The organism is Bacteroides sp. GD17 (assembly GCF_038448625.1).
Taxonomy (GTDB): domain Bacteria; phylum Bacteroidota; class Bacteroidia; order Bacteroidales; family Bacteroidaceae; genus Bacteroides.
Genome location: NZ_JBCEZS010000005.1, coordinates 96,103 through 117,354 on the forward strand (window position 1 = coordinate 96,103; position 21,252 = coordinate 117,354).

Here is a 21,252-nt window from a genome sequence, read left to right on the forward strand (position 1 = left end):
GTATTAGTTGTAAATATACTCATACGAACATAAAACTCTCAGAGAAAATAATATAACAATTCTTACGATTTTTATTCCATCACCTCAAACGGATACGGATTCTCTTCAATATTTTTCAATTCTTCAATGATTTCAGCCTGCTCCGAAGTCAAAGTATTCCTGTTCCAACCTTCGATAATCGCATAAGCCTCATGAAGTAAAGCCTCCTCATAAATTTCTCCATAACAATAAGCCAATAAACGGACTTTAAGCAAAGAAATGGGAAGTTGCTCCAAGACACTACAAATACGATCCAACACAACTTGTTTCTTTTGTTCCTTATCTCCATTATCGTAAATAGTGGCATTATAGCCCATCAAAAGAGCAAGACACAGATTGGCTTCTTCTTCGATATCAAAACCTTTAGAAAGAAAAAGAGAATCAGATTTTAGAAGTACCTCTTTATTCAACTTACCAAAATCATCTGAATAGATAGGAGCACCGTCCATGCCAAGATACATAAGCTCATGAGCCAAATATTGAAGCTCAAGAGCATGAGAAAGTAAAGAATTCATCTTTATTGAGTTTTTATTATTTATAAGCAAGGAGAAGAGATCCTTCGACAAGCTCAGGATGACAACGTATCACTAATTTATAATCAATCTTTTATTATCTTCAAATAAGATTTGGGAACCTTGACACTGGCAGTCAAAAGGTCTTTAATACGAATAACGACGTATGTTTTATTGGCTTCTATGGCAACTTCGCCTTCAATACCGCTGAGTTCTCCTTTTATAACCTTTACTTTATGGCCAACAGTAAGAACTTCACTATCAAAGCTGACACCATCAGGATTCAAATCCATCACGAACATAAAATCCTCCATCTGTTTATCAGGAACCACCAGCATAGAATGCGTGGAAAGATCCTTCATATAGAAAAGGGAGACATTATAAATGTTAGAAATATCGCAGGCTGTCTGTTTGGTGGAATGAACAAATATTAGATTTCGGATGACCGGAACTTCGCTGCGTTTACGACGATACTTCAACTGCGAAACGACAAAACGTGTGGGAAGATAATAGTCAAGATCCAGATGTTCTTCCGATTTAAGTCGGTCTAGAGACTTCCGGACTGTAAATTCCTGCTTGTCACGGGTGCGGGCAGCAAACCAATATTTCTGTTGTTCAGTCACTTAGGAATTTCTTTTCGAATAGATCAGCTCAGTTCCGGGTGCGCTTCGCGGTTTGAACGAGACATTTTCTCACTCAAACCGTATTGTACACTTTTGCAACGATAATAATCTATTAAAGAAGCTATTAGACCCATAAAAGTGTCCAATAAACGTTCGTTTTTTGGACGTCAAGATTTAGAAAAACAGAAGCAGCAAGGTTTAATAAAAGAGAATGGAAATTTAAAATATAAAAAATAGCATCCATCTGTCTGTATTTCAGTATATTGAATAGAAAGAAACAATATAATTACAAATATTTTTATTAAACATTTTGCAGATTTAAAAAACTGCTTTATCTTTGCGTCCATTAAACGAACGTTTAAAAGTCACCTTCCTATTATCCTTAACAACTTCTGTATATCAACATATTACCCGCCATTTTCAGATTAAAAATCAAATTCTGCACCCACATCACTTTCAGGAAATAAAAAAGGAATATACCTTTGCATTTATTTTACATTTTAGCATAATTTTAATTATTAATCAAAAAAGAAGTACAAATGAATGCAAAAAAAGCATTAGAAAGTAAAGGAAAAAAACGAAAGTCACTTCGTTTGAAGACAGCGTAAAGAGCAATGTATCAACTGTTAACGGGAATGCAGGAAGACCAATCAGTGGAATGGTTATAGGAATACGACCGGAATGCAGAAAAAAGGTCATCAAGACAATCATCATAGGACATTATAAGAATTTCTTTATAGAAGAAAATCCGACAAGTATAAAAGCTTTGGCACATTGGGCTTATACGAGTATGGTCTTTATAGGGCATAATGGTAAACCACTATCAGAAAATACGTTAACGCAAGAATTCGGAGAAGTATGGAGAGAGATGAAGAAAGATAATGTTATCTAACAAGTGATGGACAAGAGAAAAATATTGGACAATATTTAAAAATGAACAACATATAGAGATTTGACTTTATCTTTGCCGCCACTTTAGCAAAGATCAAGCCACAGCTGAAAAGATGCCGCTTCCTCAAGAAGACGGCATCTTTCTTTTTAGACTTGAACATCTGCTGAATAACCAACAAATTTACTAATTAAATAAAACAGAATGAAGAAAATGAAAAAGCCCGCTTCACTTCACGAAGCACTCAGAAATCTATGGAAAATACGGACCATGCTTGAAAAGGGGTACACGGAAACGTGTGCCTCTTGGATGGCAGAGAGAATCGAAAGTCTTATCGATCACATGCAGTATGGCTACGCGCTCATAGCCTATTACAAACAAGACGGAACATTCAAGCTGGTGAAAGCAACCCTTCGGTTCTACGAAACAAGCTTCCAAAGAGAGTATGACATCACCAAAGTGACAAGTACCATCGTCTACTGGGACGTGGAACTGCAAGCATGGAGAAGTTTCCAAATGGAAAACTTCCTGGAGTGGAGACCGATTAATTGAGAGTGAAAAATGAAAAGTGAAAAAAGAAAAATTAGAAGAAATGGCTATGAATTATGTGGGAATCATGTATTTCCCGTTAAACGTGAATTTCTTTGACGATGCACCCATAGAGTTGATTGAAGCAAAATGCGGACTGGCAGCCATAGCTGCCGTCATGAAACTATTATGCAAGCTACACAAGGAAAAAGGATATTACCTGAATTGGGACAAAGAGCAGTGCATGCTCTTTGCCCACAAAGCAGGAATCGGAGAAGAATGTATGGAAGAAATTATCAAAATACTGGTAGAGAAAAATTTCTTCGACCGTACCTGCTACGAAACAAAGCATGTGTTGACTTCCCTCAGTATCCAGAAGATATGGCTCGAAGCCACCAAGCGAAGAAAAAAAGATCCAACGCCCCTGCTCTACCTGCTGGATGAACTGAAAACAGAAGAAGAGAACGGAAATGGAGGCGATGATAAAAATAAGAATGGTACGCAAAAGCAAGCAATTTGTATGCAGAATGCCGACAATTTACCTGAAAAAGCAGACAATTCCGAACAAAGTAAAGTAAATGAAAGTAAAGCAGATATAGGAGGAGGGAGTCCTGCAGAGAACTTGATCCTGACACCGCCGGGGTATGCCTACAACAGGCAGACGCACAACTATGACGGCTTGCTCTTTACCTTGCAGCAAATGCGCATCACAGATTCCGGTGAAATCAATGCCATCCTGCGTCTGTCCGACTATGGAAGACTGAAAGGATACGTCTGGCAAGTGATCCATGCTACGCGTTGGGGCGAAGTGGCCGCCAAAGGGAAATACCTGATTGCAGCACTCGTAAAAGAACGGAAAAGAAAGAGTGCCGAAGGAAATTAATTTCGTGTCTGCAAAGTATTAACGTCGTGTCTGCACGATATTAATTTATTGTAATACAACATATTAACAACGTGCACAACACGAAATTAATTGCCCGTCGGCATGATCTTATTAACAAAATCCCCGCTTCGCGATATCTCATCGAGAGGCGGGGATCCTTTTATCTTCATAAAAGTGGTTACGTAATTATGACTAACTAATTCATTCAAATCTGATGTTGCAAAGATACGGCATCGACAGGTACAGTACAATCGCTCAAATTAGGTATAATGGGAAAAGTCAGTCATCATTAGTAGGTAGAGCCACTGAATAATCATGAGTTGGCATAGCTATGCATCCCTCCAAGCAAGAAATTCACTCCGAAATAAGTGATCAGCACACTGAAGAAAGCTATGATGGAGAACACATGGAAGAACACAGGACGGCGAAACCACGGCAGAGAAGCCGGATGCAGCGCCAATGCATAAACCAACATCGTGATAAGTGCCCAAACCTCCTTAGGATCCCATCCCCAATAACGCCCCCATGAAACATTGGCCCACACCGCACCGATAAAGATACCGATTGCCAACAGGAACACGGCAGGATAAAGAATGATACGACTGATGACTTGCAAGCGTTCCAGTTCCACACTACAGTCCTTGCGGGAATAGTATAGAATAATGGCTGTAACACCGTTCAACATAATAAATGCCAGCAACGAATAAGCTATCATAATGACTACCACATGGAAACTAAGCAGCGGAGATGCCAGTACCGGCATCAACTGCGTAATCTGCGGATTGGCTTCACCCAACATGGAGACAAGCAGTGCAAGCCCGCAAAGCAGGAAACCAAAAGCAACAACTATGGGGATTCTGCGATAGAAGAAGAAAGTAAGCAAAGCCACACATGCTGCCATCAGTTGCATGGTTTCATGGCCGTTGGACATGGGAAGATGTCCACTGACAAAACCTCTCAATGTTATCATGAAACAAAGATAGGCAAAAAGTGCTCCCAATAAGGAAAGAAGTACGACTGTCAGCATAGCAGGAATCCGTTTTCTACCAATCATACGATGGCAATAGAAGGCAAATGCCAAAATGCCCAACGTGATGGAAACCATTGCCAAAGGGCGGCTATTATTCAGGCTATTATACCATTTTTCTGCTTTAAAACGGGCGTCGGAAGGCAGGAAACTACCAGCTTCACGCACCTGATATTTACGTATCTTACTAAGCAATGCATCGACTTGCCGAAAATCTCCCCTCGCCACCTGCTCTGCCACATAATTCATGCTACCACGCACAAAGCTCGACAATTCCTGAGGCATCTCATACGGCAAACGGTCGGCCAGAGAATACCAGGTGATATCCTTACTATCCGTGCTGTCTTCGGCAGAAACATACGGATATAGCTTCCAAACACTTCCGGCAGCTACCATACTGACCAGGCTGAACTTTTCATTCGCTTCCTCAAATCCACGCTTATCCACTACTTCCGTTCCGTCCTGCATCCCCTCATCCAGCTTGTAGCCCTCTATATCGGCAAAATCCACCAAACGGGCATATTCTCCCTTAATACCTAAAAGATGCTGCATCTCCTTACTTTTGATACGGATACATGGTTCCTCCTTCCAATTATCATAGTAGAAGAACCACCCCGTCAGCACCTGTTCCGCAGTAAGCCCCCTGTACGAAGGCTTGCCATACAGCTTGACCGTAAAGTCTTTGGCCAATGTTTGTAAAGGACATATACGGTCGTTGTAATAAACATAAAGATTGCCAAAGTTCTCCGCCGTCTTCTTGGGCAGAACTCCGGGAAGCTCCCCGGCCTGAACACGCGCAGTAGCGAGAAAGAGTAATGCCACACAAACAGCCGCCGACTTCAGCAACGGACTACGCAACAATTTACGGAATTGACTATGCTTTCCAAAAAAGAATAGGAACATAGAAAGCAGAAGCAGCCCATACCCGGTGTAAGTTATCCCAATACCCCATGGGTCATAAGCCACCGAAAGCGTTACTCCCCTACCATCCGAATCATACCTGGACTGATAAAAGCGATAGTCGTGATGACTATATATATGGTTCATGGACACTTCCCCTTCGGCAGTCTCAACCCCATCCTCAATACGGATGCTACTGACAAAATCCATCGGAGCCGAAGTGCCTGGATAATATACCACATTGAAGTCCTTCAGATAAAGGCTGAATGGAAATTGTTTCATTACATCACCAGCTGCAATGAACATCTTCACCGGCTTGCCCGCATCCTGACGTAAATGCACACTCCCCTGCAAACCGAAAATATGGGTAACCAATGCACCCGACAGAATGACGACAAAAGAAAAGTGCAAAAGGAATGTCAACGGTTGTTTCTGCACCCTGCGGCACCAAAGATAAAGAATAGAAGACACAGCCAGCACTCCCCAACAAATCACAAAAAGAGGCGAACCATATATATACCGGGCAGCAAAATCCATTCCGTACTGCTTCTCCAATAAAGTAGCCACTATCATAAAGAGGACAAGTAAACCAGTCAGACTGAAAGAAAGAGTTCTCAACAGTTTCATACAGATGATTATATATATTGATGCAATGTCATCCCGGACGTAATTAATAAAGAAACCTTCATTACACCCGAGATGACAAAATTAGACTAAAAAGAGAATATATAAAAGCCTTTCCTTAGATAGAATCCAGGAATTTAACGACAGCGTCTCTATCTGCTTTAGACAACTCGCGAAACTTGACGACTGTCCGGTAAGCATCGCTCTCTTCACTTGTACCATGCCACATGATAGCCTCCAATGTAGTGCGTGCACGGCAGTCATGCAGGCGGTCAATATATTCTGCTCCCGTACAACGCTGGTGCAAGCCGCGTCCCCATAACGGAGTAGTACGGCACCAGCCAGTACGGATGTCATTCACCATGTGAAGCCTGTGCTGTATCATATCGGTGTACGGCCAAATCTTCTGATGCGGATAGCGGGGCAACAAATCGGCCTTGTCACCAACAAAGAAGCGCGCCGGGTCGCGGATTTCATCATCACCTGTAGTCCACGAAGGCTTATGACAATAGGTACAACCCAGTTCGGAGAAAAGCTCTTTACCACGCAACACTTCTTCATCGTCCACATTACGGGCAGCAGGAACAGCCAAACCACGATGCCATACCATCAAGTCAATATAATTCTGATCGGATACTTCGACAGGAAGATTCTTTGAAGTCAAGTAATTATAAATGTTGCTCTCCACATTGTCGGTGAACCATTCGGGATGTTCCTCAGGAGTAGAGATAGTGGCTATATAGGCGGGGAAAGCAGCCTGTACATCGGGGTCTTTGGAAGAATAAGTAGCATAAGTACCCGCACCATCGAGATAGTGGAAAGTGCGGTCGCTACGAGTAGCGTTCGTTATGTTCCAGAAAGCATTGGCACCGGCAGCATCCTGCAACGGGCCGCGACTTAAAGCATAGGTATAGCGCAACGGATACAACGTGCCGTCTCCGCCTTGTGCTGTATTGGAATATTGTTTCACCCAGTCGCCATTGGCAAAGATAGACGGATTCAAGGTCATATAACCGTCCTTTTCTTTCTGGATATATTCCGCTTTCAGGTCTTCGTCACTGATGGCATCCAGCAATCCTGTTCCATAGATGCCGATAGTAGATTCCAAACGTACGGCATAGTCGCCTATATCATAACCTTTGTTGGCTATATAAATGGCGCTCTTCGGAATCTCCACTTCCGGGTATCTCAGTTGATAGGTTTCACCGTCGGGGAACTTATTGCCAAAGCCGTCGGTATAGTCATGCCAGGAAAGCATAATCTGTGATTCATCCAACGGAGCTTTGAAAGGTTCTATCGCCTTGCTTTGCGGCATACCCGCCAGCCAAGGCACATAGCCATCGGTAGCCGGATTGTAAACCACCAGCAGATAGCCGTTGCCTATCTGTGTAGTATTGAAGGAACCTGCTGCCTGACTCTTGCCATGTCCGTACCCGGGATGACAGTGTATGCACGAATTACGGACATAGACAGGGCCCAGACCGTGGCGCGTGCCCGATACATTTGAGTTAAAAGGCTTTTCGAAAAACTGCTCTCCACGGTTGAACGAAGCCGTCATCATGGCATCGGCATCTACCACAGGGGTGGATTGTTCAAAAGCCGTCTGCGTAGTAACAAATGCAGTACCAAGCTCACCGCCGGTATAGTACCAGTCGGGCAGTTCGGTGGTAGTACCGCCACCGGAGTTATCATCGACTTTATCATCTTCGCAGGCCGTCAGGAAGAAACTTGCCGACAACAGGGCTGCAACATAAAAACTGTATTTCTTCAGATACATAATATTGAATATTAGCGTTGGTTTTGAATCAGCGCAGTCACTTCACTGAATATATCGTTCAATTTATTGCAGGCATTGATAGCGGCCAGATTGATTTGAGCATATTCTCCATTGCGGTTGCAAGTATAGGCAAACGGTTCCTTCATCTGATTGATGGCATTGTAGGCGTCAGTAATGGCAACCTTGACACGATTATCCAAAGAAGCATCCAGCGAAGCAACGTAGCTGCTAAGAGAATAAGTAACAGGCTTGATAAGAGTCTCGCCGCTATTGTAGTCCTGAGAAATCTGTATTCCACGATAGGCATTCTCTATCGAAATGATATTGCCTTTGAAGTCGCTAATAGAGTTTAGGCTATAAGGTGATTCTATATAATCAGGGTCATACTCTGTCTCGTCACTAAGTCCCTGTCCGGTAGGATTACCGATTTTGATATTACCTACCTCATTGGCAATGTTCTGGATACCATCGACGATCATGGTTTGCGCACCATCCAGATAGTTCAAAAAGTCACTGGCACCGCCTTCAACGGGATTCATCATCTCATCAGCATAGTTAAGGCCGTTAGCCAAGTCGTTGAGGGCTCTTCCGTAGTATTGGTTGTTCTGGACAATCTCTGTATGCTGGCGCACTTGGTTCAAGACATCGCGTTTGACTTGGGAAATATTGTTTTCACCTCTCCAGGCAGCTTCAAGAATAACACACTGGTTGCGCAAGTCACCTGCTACACCGGTAATATAGCTCAGTTGCTGAGCGGTATAATTCGCACTGTGAGCTACGGAAGTTTGCGACAGCCCCGTACCTTCGAGTGCAAAAAGCATATACTCAAGTGCATGGAAACCGAGCAAACCATAGTCCAGTGAAGAAACATAAACACCGTCAGCATCCATCTTAGCCATTTCTGTCGCATTAGCTAACAGAGCTTCAAGAGCAGCCCTATCAAGCGGCCATGAATCAATATGCGGGTCGACATCGTAATCCCCGGCGGGTCCAAAAAGCCAAGCTTCGGCACGTTCCCAGTATTGGCGGGCTTCTTTCCAAGCATTGCTGGCAGTCTCTACCTGAGCGGTAGTTACGTTGCCCACACCAGCATTAGACATGGCCAGACAAGCTGTATGCAACTCAATGGCCGCATCGGCCAAGCCAATATAAGTCGGAATAACCGTATTTTCCGTATAATCACTGACAACCTCTTTGAGAGCGGCTTCGCGAGGGGAAAGTTCACCATCATCCGATGTATCATCATCGTCACTACAAGCTGTCATTCCCATAGACAGCATCACACCCATTGCTGCATAAAGCGGCAGTTTAAGATACTTTTTCATATTCTACTTTATTAAATTAAATGTTATTACTTCATTTCGTATTACTACATATTGAAGAAGCCGGAATAGGCAATGCCCAACGAGATTGAAGGCTCGTTATTGTAGGGAGTCTTCATCAGGCCGATAGAATATTCGCCTTTCAGCACAATCTCTTTCATCGGGAAGTAATTCAAGCCGGCAGATATCCGATGACGACCGCAATACTGGTAATCAACGATAGACTTCTCGGTGTCGTACATGGAGTCGTAATAATCGTAGCGACCGAAGACATAGAGTTTCTCGCCCTTCTGTGCTAACTTATCGAACTGAGAGAAGATGTTATAGCCAACTTCAACGCCTGCTGCAATGGCATCAGAACCAATCGACTGTTTGGGCGACGGCGAAGCTTTTGGAAAACTCTTGTTATAATCGGAGATTTCTTTGGAGTCACTGAGATGACCGTAATCAAAATTACCGCGAGCTATCCAATTCCATCTATCCAGGTGGAAGTCGAAAGTACCGATGGTAACCGTACCCTTTATATCATCATACGAAGAATTGGGAGTACGCAGCGTGTTGCGGAATGAGTTACCCACATATCCGCTTAGAGAAAGGCGCAGCCCTTTAACTGAATAATTATCAAGACGGAAAGCCCCTGCCATGGAATTGGCAATCTTAAATTCGTAAGGCGAAGCAGAACCATCGTGTATCCATCCCTTACGGCCAAACCGCTCAGAGTCGAGACCGGAAATGAGCAGCGCTTCGTAACGCCAGTCACCGGCACGTCCCCAAACACTTATACCTGTTTCATGCCACGTACAGGGCATGATGGTATTCTCGCCTTCGGGACGATAAACGCCAAAGAATTCCGTAGGCATGTGGTGTTGGTTGGTTGCACCGATAGGCACGATGATATGTCCCATCTTGACATTGAACTGCGGGCAAAACGACTTCTGAATCCAGAATTGTTCGAGGGCCACCTCGCCTCCACGTTCAATCTCACTCTCATACTCGCCCCCTTCTTCCTCTTCTATCTCAATAGCACTCTCGGTACCGCCATGTTCAAATTCTATTTCAGTACCCATTGTCCATCCTTTGCCGAAATCGTAGCCCAGGTAGATTACTACGTGCGGCAAGTCAAAGCGACCATGCCTTTCGTCTTTACGAAGCGCAGCCGCTTCGGCACTGTTGTATCGCAAGTAGTTATCGCTAAAGAAATTGCGTGAATACACCGCTTCGCCATAACCTCCCACTGTTAATCTGGACTTCGGTTGAGGAGCCTTTTCTTCTGCTTTTTCTGTGTTGTCGATCTCTTTATCATTGCCCACTGCGTTATCTGCCAAAGCATTCACAGTACAAGCTGCAAGACATAAAGAGAACAGTAATACCTTTTGTTTCATTTGCCTTATTTTTTATAATTTTAATCGAGGCAAAGGTAGAGGTTGTTAAAAAGGCTGGCAATACCTAAAAGATAGTATAAAACGGGGATTCCTAATCATAAGTAGGTATTTAAAGAAAAACCTCTACAATATCGGGATTATTGCAGAGGTTATATAGAAAAGAGAATAAGCAGATGAAAGATCTTACTTGTACTTGAATGCCAGAATGTAATAACCGACAAATGCCAATGCAAGCAAGACAAACGAGGCGCTGAAAAACACAAAAGCCGATTTATAATACTCAAGGAAAGCTCCTGACAGGAACATCAGATTCAGTATGACGTTCATCACGCGGGTAAGGCGCACAGCAAGCAAGTACTGAATACCGATATTACGTTCATTCACCCGCACCGGAAAATTAATGAGACGGACAGGTACATAGGAACAAGCACCCATAACAATGAGAGTGAAAAGTGAAGCACCTCCCATTATCCAGACATTAGGCAACAACCCTTCCCCTATCCGGGTATAGAGCCAGAAGATACAGCCACACGTAGTAAGAAAGATCAGGATGGCGGCACCTTCCAGAAAGCGGTCAAGTAGAGCCGGCCGGAAATGAACATTAGGGCAGTTTCTGCCGGAAAAGGGACCAAGGTTTATCATAGCATCTAAATTTTACATTAAAGCACCATGCAATTTTAAGATTCTTCTTCTTTCCCTTCTACCGAAGGAGTATTCTTGGGTTTCTTCATCCGCCCACTCTTCCGCAATGCTTCAGCGATAATCCACTGAAGTTGTCCATTGGTACTGCGGAACTCGTCGGCTGCCCATTTCTCGATGGCATCCATCGTCGCAGCATCCACACGCAGGACAAAGCTTTTGGTTGAAGTTTCTTTTTTAGCCAATTTTTTAGTGATTAATGATTAGTTATTTAATTATATTTCACGGAGTGACCAACTTCCCTCTCACAAAAAGAACGATGTCATCCATAACATACGCAGGAGCAGATGAAGCATGGTTGTACTCAAACGGAGTCGCCTTGCCGCTGCCTTCCTGTAACAAATGATTCAATTTAGGGTAAGATTTAAAAGAAGCATTCTTACAACGCAACAGACCGGAACGCCATAGACCGAAATCTTCCATAGTTACCTGATAATCCCGCTCCCCTTGAAGAACAAGGATAGGCAATTTTAGTTTAGCCGCCACCTCTACGGGTTTATAGTTCTTCTCAAACAGCGCATAAGATTTCACAAATCCCAGCGGCAACGGAATGCTGTCATTGAAAGTATCTGTACCCAGTTTCTTCATATTGGCATACTGCTTTTTTATCTCCTCGACCTGCGATGCCGCTGCTGCGGAAGTACCAGGCAGTGATGTCAGATAAGTAAGTTGCTCCACCATAATATCCGCAAGCGGACGTGCCGGACCGGCAAGGATAACGATTCCCGCCAGCCCTTCTGAACGTTCTGCTATACGGGGAGCCAGAAGTCCGCCTTGGCTATGGCCCAACACGTAGATGCTGTCGGGTGCTATCTCCGGAATCGTTTTAGCCAATGCTACGGCAGAGAGCGCATCGTCCACCGTTTCTACATCAAAATCCAATTCACGCCCGGCAGGTACACAAGCCTCACCATAAACTTTGGTACGCTTTTCATAACGAATCACGGCCACACCACGTTCTGCCAGTCCGTATGCAAGGTCACGGAAAGGTTTGTTCGGCCCGATTGTCTCATCACGATCCTGAGCACCGGAACCATGCACTAAAATAACACACGGCACCTTATGCCCTCCGGCAGAGACAGCGGCCTTGGGCAAAGTCAACGTACCCGGCAACTTGAAACTGCCGGTTTCTATCATGACATCCCGTTCCTCCATCTTCTCCTTATTATATGCCGCCGGTGGCACCGTTGAAGTTTCCGGCACAGGTTTCATCCAAAGCCCTTCAAGCATACCTTCCGGACCAAAAGAGAACTGTAGGCGAAGCTGATAACGCTCAAATTTCAAGTCACGGTATTTAAGTATAATCCCCGACAACGAATCTTGTTGCCATTTACCTGCCGACTGTAATTTCCCGAATTGCCTCTCCACCTGAGGAAGCAAATCCTGACACATCACCCGACTTACTTTCTTCTGCGCATCCGGACTGAGTGAATGGAATATACTGTCACCTTGATTGGCTATAAAGAAATGATAAATCTGTTCTTCGCGAGTGCATACTGGGTCGTTCTGTGCAAAAACAGCACAAATGTTTCCCAATAAAAGGCCAATCACTAAAGCCCACCGCCATATAAACCCCATCTGTTTCATCTTCTCCTTTATCAATGGTTCAACGTCCCCGTATTGACTACCGGCTGTGCAGCCTCGTCAGCACAAAGCACTACCAACAGATTGCTGACCATTGCTGCTTTTTTATCTTCATCCAGCTCAACAATCTCCTCCTCAGAAAGTTTATGGAGCGCCATTTTTACCATGGAAACCGCACCTTCCACAATCTTCTCGCGGGCAGTGATAATGGCAGATGCCTGCTGGCGGCGCAGCATCACAGCAGCAATTTCGGGTGCATAGGCCAGATAGTTAATGCGGGCTTCTACCACTTCCATACCTGCCATAGCCAGGCGTTCGTTCAGTTTCTGTTCCAACTGTTCGTTGATTTCCTCACCACCGGAACGAAGCGTCAATTCCTCCGTATTGGCCTCATTATCGTCATAAGCATACTGTCCGGCCACTTGGCGGAGGGCAGCATCACTCTGTATCTTCACGAAGTTTTCGAACGCATTCATACGATTAGCCACTGCATTGCCGATGCTGATCTGATTCGAACCGCCCGCAGTCGGCGCAGTAGAAGCCATCGTCTGCGCATCTATCTCGAACATGGCTTTATAGGTATCTTTCAACTTCCATACCAGCACCAGACCGATCAGAATAGGATTGCCGATCTTATCATTCACTTTGATCGGTTCCACATCAAGGTTGCGTGCACGAAGCGAGAGTTTCTTTTTGTCCAGGAACGGATTTACCCAGAAGAACCCGGTCTCCTTGAATGTTCCCTTATATTTTCCAAAGAATACCATGGCACGTGCCTCGTTCGGTTCCAGCTGCATATAGCCGGCAAACATGATTAACCACACGATACTCAGACACACCGAGACGACATAAGTAGCCACGATACCGATGATAAATCCAAAGACTATCACTGCCGTAAGCACTACCAGGTGAAGGAACAAGGCTAAGAAGCCATTCATCTTGAAACCCTTGAAGTTAATTTCTTTTGTTTCCATGTTCAATAGATTTAATTGATATCATTTTGATATCACAAATATATTGTTTTATTTCGGAATAAAACAATAGAAAGAAAGAGAAAAGTTATTTATTTAATGAATATTAAGAATGCTTTTTTCTTATCTTTGCACTATTAAATATCAATGCTATGAAAGTTATACAAAGCACTGTTTTTTATTTCGTATTTGTCCTGTTGTTTATCTCGGCAATAGTTAAGGCGCAACCCGTGTGCCAGATACAACATTTTTCCATATATAACGGTCTGCCGCAGAGAACCGTGGTCAACATTGTGCAGGATGCCAAAGGTTTCATCTGGTTCTCTACCTGGAACGGACTGAGCAAATACGACGGCTATACCTTCAAAAACTACAAAGCCTACCCCGGAGACGGATGCACCTTGACCAGCAACCGGCTGTACTCCATCACGCCCAATCAGAACTGCGACATCTGGTGCCAAACCTACGACAGCAGGGTATATCTATTCGATAGCCAGCAAGAAAAGTTTATCGATATACTGCACCCTATCGAAAAAAAGGACCAGACTACCTATGTAGTAAACCAAATCCATACCCTACCCAAAGGCATCACTTGGATTGTATGCAACTACAGAGCATTCCGTGTGGACGATCAGGCATTCAGAAACGGAGATGCAGCAAGTATTACAGCCTACAGCCAGGAAGACGGCAATCTGCCCGGCTCCCAAATATCCAATGTACTGCAAGATGCAGACGGGGACGAATGGATATTCACGGACAAAGGGATACAGATTATCGGCAAAAAAATAATGCCTGGCAACGTGCAGTTCAAGAATGCTTGCGAAAGCAACGGAAATATGTACCTGATATCTGCCAACAACCGCCTTGCCATCTACAACCTTACAACCGAGCAACTTCAGTTCGAGAAAATACCCTACGAATACAGTCAACTGTACAACATACAAGTTATAGGAAAAGATACCCTGGCCCTGGCCACTGAAAACGGAGTCATCTTTTATAATACGCAGAACCGAAAATTTGACCGGGTAGATATCCGCACGGCTGCGTTGCCTTCTCTCACCACAACATTCCTGTTCCGTGACAGCCATCAGGAACTATGGATTTATTCCGACCAGCCGGGCGTCACCCGATACAATCCCCTTACCGGTGAGAAGCAGTATTATCAAACCCCGCCGCAAGACATGCCCAAAGCCGAACGCAAAAGCAGGGACGTCATCTTCGAAGACAGTCAGGGAACACTGTGGGTAGTTCCCCACCTGGGATGCCTGAGTTACTACGACCGGAAAAGTAAGCAACTGAAGCCTTACTATACCGACTACAACAACCCGGAGTCCAAATTCACGCCGGTCATTCTGAACTGCTTCCTTGACAAGCAGAATAACTTCTGGTTCACCAACAGTTACGAAATGAGCAAGATATCCTTCTTCCCGAACGCCTGCCAGGTGCGGCTTCTGGATTATGGTTTCGACTCACGGGCATTCCTGACGGACAGCCGGAATAATCTCTGGATGGCAACCAAGAAAGGCATCATACGGATATTCAATGAAGACGGAAGTCTGAAAGGCTACCTGGACCCGGCAGGCAATATCAGCACCCAAACCGTAGCGTTCTCCAAAAACATTTACTGCTTCATGGAAGACAACGAGGGAGACATCTGGATGGGAAGCAAATGGGACGGTGTATTCAGACTGAAAAGAGACGGCAACAACCGCTTCAAGATACAAAAGTTCGCCCACGAAGAAGGAAATCCGTACAGTCTGAGCAACAACAGCATCTACGCCATTTACCAGGATAGCCGGAAGCGCATTTGGATAGCCACCTACGGAGGTGGCCTAAACCTCCTGCAAGAAACTCCGGAAGGAGAAATCCGCTTCTTGCACAGCGGTAACCAGCTGACAGGTTATCCCCCCGGCAAATACTCCAAAGTACGAACCATCAAGGAAGTGAACCAAGCCATTCTGGTAGGAACCACCGAAGGACTGCTGACCTTCTCTTCCGATTTTGAATATCCCGAAAGCATCAAGTTCTATCAGAATGTACGCATGCCCGATGTCGCATCCAGCCTTTGCAGCAACGATGTGACCTACATTTATACAGACAGCCGGCAGCAGAGCTACGTCCTGACCTTCACCGGCGGCATCAACCAGATACAGTCCGATGACTTGCTGACCGACCATATCCAGTTCAAGACCTATACCGAAAGAGAAGGTTTGTCTTCGGACCTGATGCTCTCCATGATAGAAGACAAACAGAAAAAACTATGGGTAATATCGGAAAACGCACTCTCCAAGTTCGATCCCGAAACCGGTACCTTCGACAATTACGACGAGAAATACCTGCAAAAAGAAATTTATTTCAGCGAAGCAGCCCCGGTTGTGTGGCACGACCACCTGATTATAGGTACGGAAAGCGGTATTATGGACATGGACCCCACCCTGTTCAACAAAAGCAACGATACCCCTCCCATCGCATTCACCGGACTGAGAATACAAGGTATTCCGCAAAAGACAGCCATCGACGACTTGGAAGAGCTACAGCTACAACCTTCCGAGCGGAACGTAACTTTCCAGTTTGCCGCCCTGGACTACGTCGATCCGGGTAGCATAAAATATGCCTACCGGCTGAAAGGGCTCGAAGAACAATGGAACGAAGTGGACAACAGCCGCACTGCCAGTTACATAAACCTCCCTCCCGGAGAATACGAACTGCAGGTGCGCTCCACCAACAGCGACGGTGTGTGGACCGACTACGTACGGAACCTTCCGGTACACGTCCTTCCCACTTTCTGGGAAACCTACTGGGCATGGGTACTCTATGTTCTTTTATTCATCCTGTTTACCGCAACCATTGTGTACATCATCATATACATCTATAAGTTGCACCATCAGATCAGCCTGGAACATCAACTGTCCAACATCAAGCTGAGATTCTTCACCGACATCTCGCACGAGCTGCGCACTCCGCTCACTCTCATCACCAGCCCCGTGAGCGAGGTATTGGAGCACGAGCCACTCTCACCCAATGCACGCAAGCATCTGACCCTGGTGCACAAGAACACGGAGCGCATGCTGCGCCTGGTAAACCAGATTCTTGACTTCCGCAAAATAGAGAATAAGAAGATGAAAGTACTGCTGGAAAATACGGACATCATCGCCCTGCTGCAACGTGTCATGGACAACTTCCGCCTCATGGCCGAAGAAAAGCACATCGATTATCGTCTGCAGACCGGTCAGGAGAAGCTTTATTGCTGGGTAGACCAGGATAAATTCGAGAAAATTGTCTTCAACCTGCTGTCCAATGCCTTTAAATATACGCCTGCCAACAAGCCGATTACGGTCTACGCCGAGGTGGAGAACAGCAACCTCGTGATAACCGTAAAAGACGAAGGCATCGGCATCGACCCTAAAAAGCAGCAGACACTGTTCCAGCGTTTCGAAACACTGGTACGGTATAACATCCTGCAACCTTCGTCCGGCATCGGACTGTCTCTGGTCAAGGAACTGATTGAATTGCATCAAGGCAGCATCCGGGTGAACAGCCAACCGGGAGTGGGCAGCGAATTCACCGTCACGCTGCCGTTGAATGCCAAAGCATACGAAGGCGTGGAGAATACGGAATTCATATTGAACGACGCTCCTGAAACACCCGGCAAACCGGACGAAGAAGCGGATGCAGACGAAGGGGATGCCGCCACAGCCGAAGGCGATGCAGAAGAGAAAGAGCGGGTTTCTGTCCTGGTAGTGGAAGACAATCCGGAATTGAGAAGTTTCCTGCGCGATATTCTGTCCGGCACTTACCACGTAATCGAAGCCGCCAATGGACAAGAAGGGTTGGAACTGGCTTTGCAGCACGTACCCGATTTCATCATCAGCGACATCATGATGCCCGTCATAGATGGTCTGGACATGGTGAAAGCCATCAAAGAGAACCGTGACATCTGCCACATCCCCATCGTTCTGCTCTCTGCCAAGTCTTCGCTGGACGACCGCATCTCCGGTTTGGAGCAAGGTATCGATGACTACATTACGAAGCCGTTCAGCTCCACTTACCTGAAGACGCGCATCAAGTCGCTGCTACAGCAGCGCAGGCAGTTGCAGGAACTTTATCGGGAGCAGTGGTCGGGAAAGCAGCAAAGCAGTCCGGCATCCGTCGTAGAGGTTACTCCCTCGCAGCCGCAGATAACCTCTTTCGACGAGCAGTTCATGCAGAATGTAATGGAAGTGATGGAGAAGCAAATGGATAACTCCGAACTCACCGTCGATGAATTTGCGCAAGAACTGGGCATGGGACGAACCGTATTCTACCAGAAGTTGAAAGCTATTATCGGCCTTTCTCCCGTCGATTTCATCCGCGAAATGCGCATCAAGCGCGCCAAGCAGTTGATAGACAGCGGAGAGTACAATATCTCTACCGTAGCTTATATGGCAGGCTTCAACGACCCGAAATATTTCAGCAAGTGCTTCAAGAAGCAGTTCGGCATGTCGCCCTCTGAATATAACAAGGAGAAAAGGCAAAACAATAATATTATTGAACTTCCGTAAAGCTCTTATACCCTCTCCTAACTCTAGGAAAGGAGGGCCTCAAAATGATGATAGAAATGAATGAAATGATAAACATGAGTATCTCAAACTCTCCCGCCTGAAAGGGGGAGTACCCCGTAGGGGGGAGGGGGTCTTACATAAGCAGAGAGTAACTTTGCAATACATAAGTCCCTTCGGATGTAAGACCCCTCCGCCCTACGGGCACCTCCCCTTTCAGGCGGAGGAGTTTGAGATACTCTTGCTCATATCCTATCAGAAGCGAATGAAATGTCAGCCAGTAGTAGCTCTAAATACCAGGTTTTGCGACTTATAATATCGTAAAGGAGTGCAATAGCAAATCCTCCGTCTGCGAACTACTCCCTACCATGACGTCATAAGTGCCTGCACAAACCCTCATGGTATTGGATGAAGCATCCCACCATTCCAGTTCTTTGTCCTGCAAGCTGAATTCAACGTCGACCGTCTTTCCGGCAGGAATACTCACGCGCTTAAAGGCGCGCAGCGTCTTGCTGGGTCCGTCGGCATCGTTATGCCTTCTCAGGTAGACCTGAACCACCTCTTCCCCATCCCGCTTACCGGTATTGGTCACCGGAACGGACAGCTTCAGAGTCTCTCCGGCTTTAATCTTATCCGTAGCCAGCGCCATCTGTCCATACTCAAAAGTCGTATAACTCAATCCGTAACCAAACGGGAAAAGAGGCTCTTGCGTCATGTAGCGGTACGTTCTGCCCGTCAGATTATAATCTTCAAAATCAGGAAGCTGCGACACATTGCGATAAAACGTCACCGGCAAACGCCCTGCCGGATTATAATCACCAAACAGCACCTCAGCAACCGCCGTTCCTCCCGCCTGGCCGGGATACCATGCCTGCAAGATGGCTTCGCATTCCCTGGTTTCCGGTTCCAGACCGACAGGCGAGCCTGAACAGTTGACCAGAATCACCTTCTTTCCGGCGCGATGCAGAGCAGCTATCAACTCTCTCTGAACGGCAGGCAACTCTATATCCGTGCGGTCGCCCCGCTTGAATCCGGGCAGGTCGACACCCATCTCCTCACCTTCAAGGCTCGGAGAAATACCACCTGCAAAGATAACGATATCAGCCTCTTTCACCGCCTCAACCGAACGTCGTATATCCACATCCCTCTTAACGCCTAAATCGAAATTGAGTTGAGCATCATTGTGCAGATATTCAAAATCCAATTCTATCTCATACGACTTTCCAGCTTCCGCCTTTAAGACATAGTTCTTATTGCGGGCACCATGATTTTGTCTGTAAGTCATAACCTCTTCTCCATTGATGCGCAAGCGCCCCATACCGTTCACATAGAGATTGAGAGACACCTCACCCTTCTTTTGAGGCGTAAAGACACTGCTGTAAGTAGCCGAGAAATCAGTAAGATTTACCCCGGGTGCAAATACCGTAGCACCCGAAGTGCAAAGTTGGAAAGGAGTGGTAAGCTGTACAGTAGCCACAGGCTCGCCACTACGGTCCAGGTTATTCCAGTAGCGTACATGGAAACCGGGACCTTCGGCCGACTTGCATTGGTTGAACACACTTTCAATAAGCGTACGTTCCACCCTGCCACAACCCTGTTCATAGAGCACTTTACCTCGATCGCCCACGGAGCTACGAATGCCATCCAGCACAGTGACGGTGTGCGAAGGCGTGCCGTGGTAATTGCCCCATTGCATCACCGAGTCATTTGCATTAGGTCCCATCACTGCCACCGTTAGCCCTTCGCGCCGGAGCGGCAGAATATTGTTTTTATTCATCAACAGCGTCATGGACTGGCGTGCCATATCGAGTGCCAAAGCCTGATGCTCCGGCGAATTGACTACCGAGAAAGGAATCTTGTTCCACGACACCTCAGCCAGCTCGTCCATCTCGCCCAATGCAAAGCGGGCAGACAGCAGGCGCTTCACAGCTACGTCCACCGCAGCTTCATCAATCTTTCCCTGTTGCACCGCCTTTATCAATGCTTTATAGCTGGAACCGCATTCCAGGTCGGTGCCATTCAGCACTGCCGCCGCCGAAGCCGACTCGGCATCGGGGTGTGTCTTGTGACCGCGATCGTTATAGAAGTCTGCTATAGCGCCACAGTCAGAAAGCACGATGCCATCATATCCCCACTCGTCACGGAGGATCTGCATGAGCAGCCGGTTACTGCCGCAACAGGGTTCACCTTCAAAGCGATTGTAGGCACACATCACTTCCTTCACCTTTCCCTCTTGCACCAAAGCTTTGAAAGGAGAAAGATAGGTTTCGTGCAAATCGCGCGGTTTGATGTTCTCAGCATTGAACTCGTGGCGGTTCCATTCGGGACCGGAGTGTACGGCAAAGTGCTTGGCACAGGCATGCAGCTTGTCATACCTGCCATCACTTTCACCTTGCAAGCCTTTCACTACCATTACGCCCATACGGGCAGTGAGATAAGGGTCTTCACCATAGGTTTCGATACCACGTCCCCAGCGCGGATCACGATAGATATTGACCGTAGGAGTCCAAAAAGTAAGTCCTTGATAACGTTCGTGGCTACCTTGGGAGGAGAAATAGACATAATTGGCACGAGCTTCATCAGACACGGCATCGAACACGCTGTATACAGTCTCCGGCGAGAAAGAGGCAGCCATACCGATGGGTTGCGGGAAGACCGTAGCCAGTCCGGCACGCGCCACACCGTGCAGCGCTTCATTCCACCAGTTATACGGCTTGATGCCCAAACGCTCCACAGGTTTGGAGCCGTCCATCATCAACGATACTTTCTCTTCAAGGGTGAGTTCTTTCAGCAAGAGCTCAGCACGCTCATCGGGCGAGAGAGAGGTGGTTTTATAGGTGGGCTGACTGCAACTCGAGAGTAGCAAAAGGGGCAATAGATAGATAAGTTTACATTTCATAATACTATTACAAATATATGAGATTAAAAAAACTGCAAGATCTCGTTTCTTTAAA

15 protein-coding genes are annotated in these 21,252 nt (G+C 46.0%); 4 read left to right on the top strand and 11 right to left on the bottom strand.

Annotated elements, in window-relative coordinates; genetic code table 11:
• Positions 1 to 71: 71 nt before the first annotated feature.
• Both AAE250_RS09490 and AAE250_RS09495 read right to left on the bottom strand, forming a co-directional pair.
• Entirely contained in the window at positions 72 to 554 is a 483-nt protein-coding gene (locus tag AAE250_RS09490) for a UpxZ family transcription anti-terminator antagonist (RefSeq protein WP_294601313.1), read from the bottom strand.
• Between the two features lie 83 nt (positions 555 to 637).
• Positions 638 to 1,174, bottom strand: a complete 537-nt coding sequence (locus AAE250_RS09495; protein WP_294601312.1) for a UpxY family transcription antiterminator — start codon at positions 1,172 to 1,174, stop codon at positions 638 to 640.
• 658 nt (positions 1,175 to 1,832) lie between these two features.
• Here AAE250_RS09495 and AAE250_RS09500 point away from each other — a divergent pair.
• The 3 genes from AAE250_RS09500 (at position 1,833) to AAE250_RS09510 (ending at position 3,474) form a co-directional block, all read left to right on the top strand.
• Positions 1,833 to 2,066, top strand: a complete 234-nt coding sequence (locus tag AAE250_RS09500) for a hypothetical protein (protein WP_294597794.1) — start codon at positions 1,833 to 1,835, stop codon at positions 2,064 to 2,066.
• Between the two features lie 201 nt (positions 2,067 to 2,267).
• Positions 2,268 to 2,615, top strand: a complete 348-nt coding sequence (locus AAE250_RS09505; RefSeq protein WP_342288880.1) for an SH3 beta-barrel fold-containing protein — start codon at positions 2,268 to 2,270, stop codon at positions 2,613 to 2,615.
• A gap of 40 nt (positions 2,616 to 2,655) precedes the next feature.
• The gene (locus AAE250_RS09510) at positions 2,656 to 3,474 is read left to right on the top strand and encodes a DUF4373 domain-containing protein (protein WP_294597799.1); all 819 of its coding nucleotides are present in this window, start codon (positions 2,656 to 2,658) and stop codon (positions 3,472 to 3,474) included.
• Between the two features lie 313 nt (positions 3,475 to 3,787).
• On the opposite strand, the gene ccsA is transcribed toward AAE250_RS09510, so the two are convergent.
• From ccsA to AAE250_RS09550, 8 genes are all read right to left on the bottom strand, one after another.
• Positions 3,788 to 6,028 (bottom strand): cytochrome c biogenesis protein CcsA, encoded by a 2,241-nt coding sequence (gene ccsA, locus AAE250_RS09515; protein WP_294597802.1) that lies wholly within the window; start codon positions 6,026 to 6,028, stop codon positions 3,788 to 3,790.
• 115 nt (positions 6,029 to 6,143) lie between these two features.
• Positions 6,144 to 7,802 carry a di-heme oxidoredictase family protein gene (locus AAE250_RS09520; protein ID WP_294597804.1) on the bottom strand — a complete coding sequence of 553 codons (1,659 nt, stop codon included), beginning with the start codon at positions 7,800 to 7,802 and terminating at the stop codon, positions 6,144 to 6,146.
• Between the two features lie 11 nt (positions 7,803 to 7,813).
• Positions 7,814 to 9,127 (bottom strand): imelysin family protein, encoded by a 1,314-nt coding sequence (locus AAE250_RS09525; protein ID WP_294597808.1) that lies wholly within the window; start codon positions 9,125 to 9,127, stop codon positions 7,814 to 7,816.
• A 44-nt stretch (positions 9,128 to 9,171) separates the two neighbouring features.
• Entirely contained in the window at positions 9,172 to 10,506 is a 1,335-nt protein-coding gene (locus tag AAE250_RS09530) for a hypothetical protein (protein WP_294597810.1), read from the bottom strand.
• A gap of 183 nt (positions 10,507 to 10,689) precedes the next feature.
• A complete protein-coding gene (locus AAE250_RS09535; protein WP_294597815.1) occupies positions 10,690 to 11,148 on the bottom strand; it encodes a hypothetical protein in 459 nt (152 codons plus the stop codon).
• 35 nt (positions 11,149 to 11,183) lie between these two features.
• Positions 11,184 to 11,390: a DNA-binding protein gene (locus tag AAE250_RS09540; protein ID WP_294597818.1), complete on the bottom strand. Its 207-nt coding sequence runs from the start codon at positions 11,388 to 11,390 to the stop codon at positions 11,184 to 11,186.
• 37 nt (positions 11,391 to 11,427) lie between these two features.
• A complete protein-coding gene (locus tag AAE250_RS09545) occupies positions 11,428 to 12,792 on the bottom strand; it encodes an alpha/beta hydrolase (protein ID WP_294597821.1) in 1,365 nt (454 codons plus the stop codon).
• 11 nt (positions 12,793 to 12,803) lie between these two features.
• The gene (locus tag AAE250_RS09550; protein ID WP_294597824.1) at positions 12,804 to 13,763 is read right to left on the bottom strand and encodes an SPFH domain-containing protein; all 960 of its coding nucleotides are present in this window, start codon (positions 13,761 to 13,763) and stop codon (positions 12,804 to 12,806) included.
• 149 nt (positions 13,764 to 13,912) lie between these two features.
• On the opposite strand from AAE250_RS09550, the gene AAE250_RS09555 reads away from it, so the two are divergent.
• Positions 13,913 to 18,301: a hybrid sensor histidine kinase/response regulator transcription factor gene (locus tag AAE250_RS09555; RefSeq protein WP_294597827.1), complete on the top strand. Its 4,389-nt coding sequence runs from the start codon at positions 13,913 to 13,915 to the stop codon at positions 18,299 to 18,301.
• 307 nt (positions 18,302 to 18,608) lie between these two features.
• Here AAE250_RS09555 and xyl3A read toward each other — a convergent pair whose 3' ends face one another.
• Positions 18,609 to 21,197 carry a xylan 1,4-beta-xylosidase gene (gene xyl3A, locus AAE250_RS09560; protein ID WP_294597830.1) on the bottom strand — a complete coding sequence of 863 codons (2,589 nt, stop codon included), beginning with the start codon at positions 21,195 to 21,197 and terminating at the stop codon, positions 18,609 to 18,611.
• Between the last annotated feature and the right edge of the window lie 55 nt (positions 21,198 to 21,252).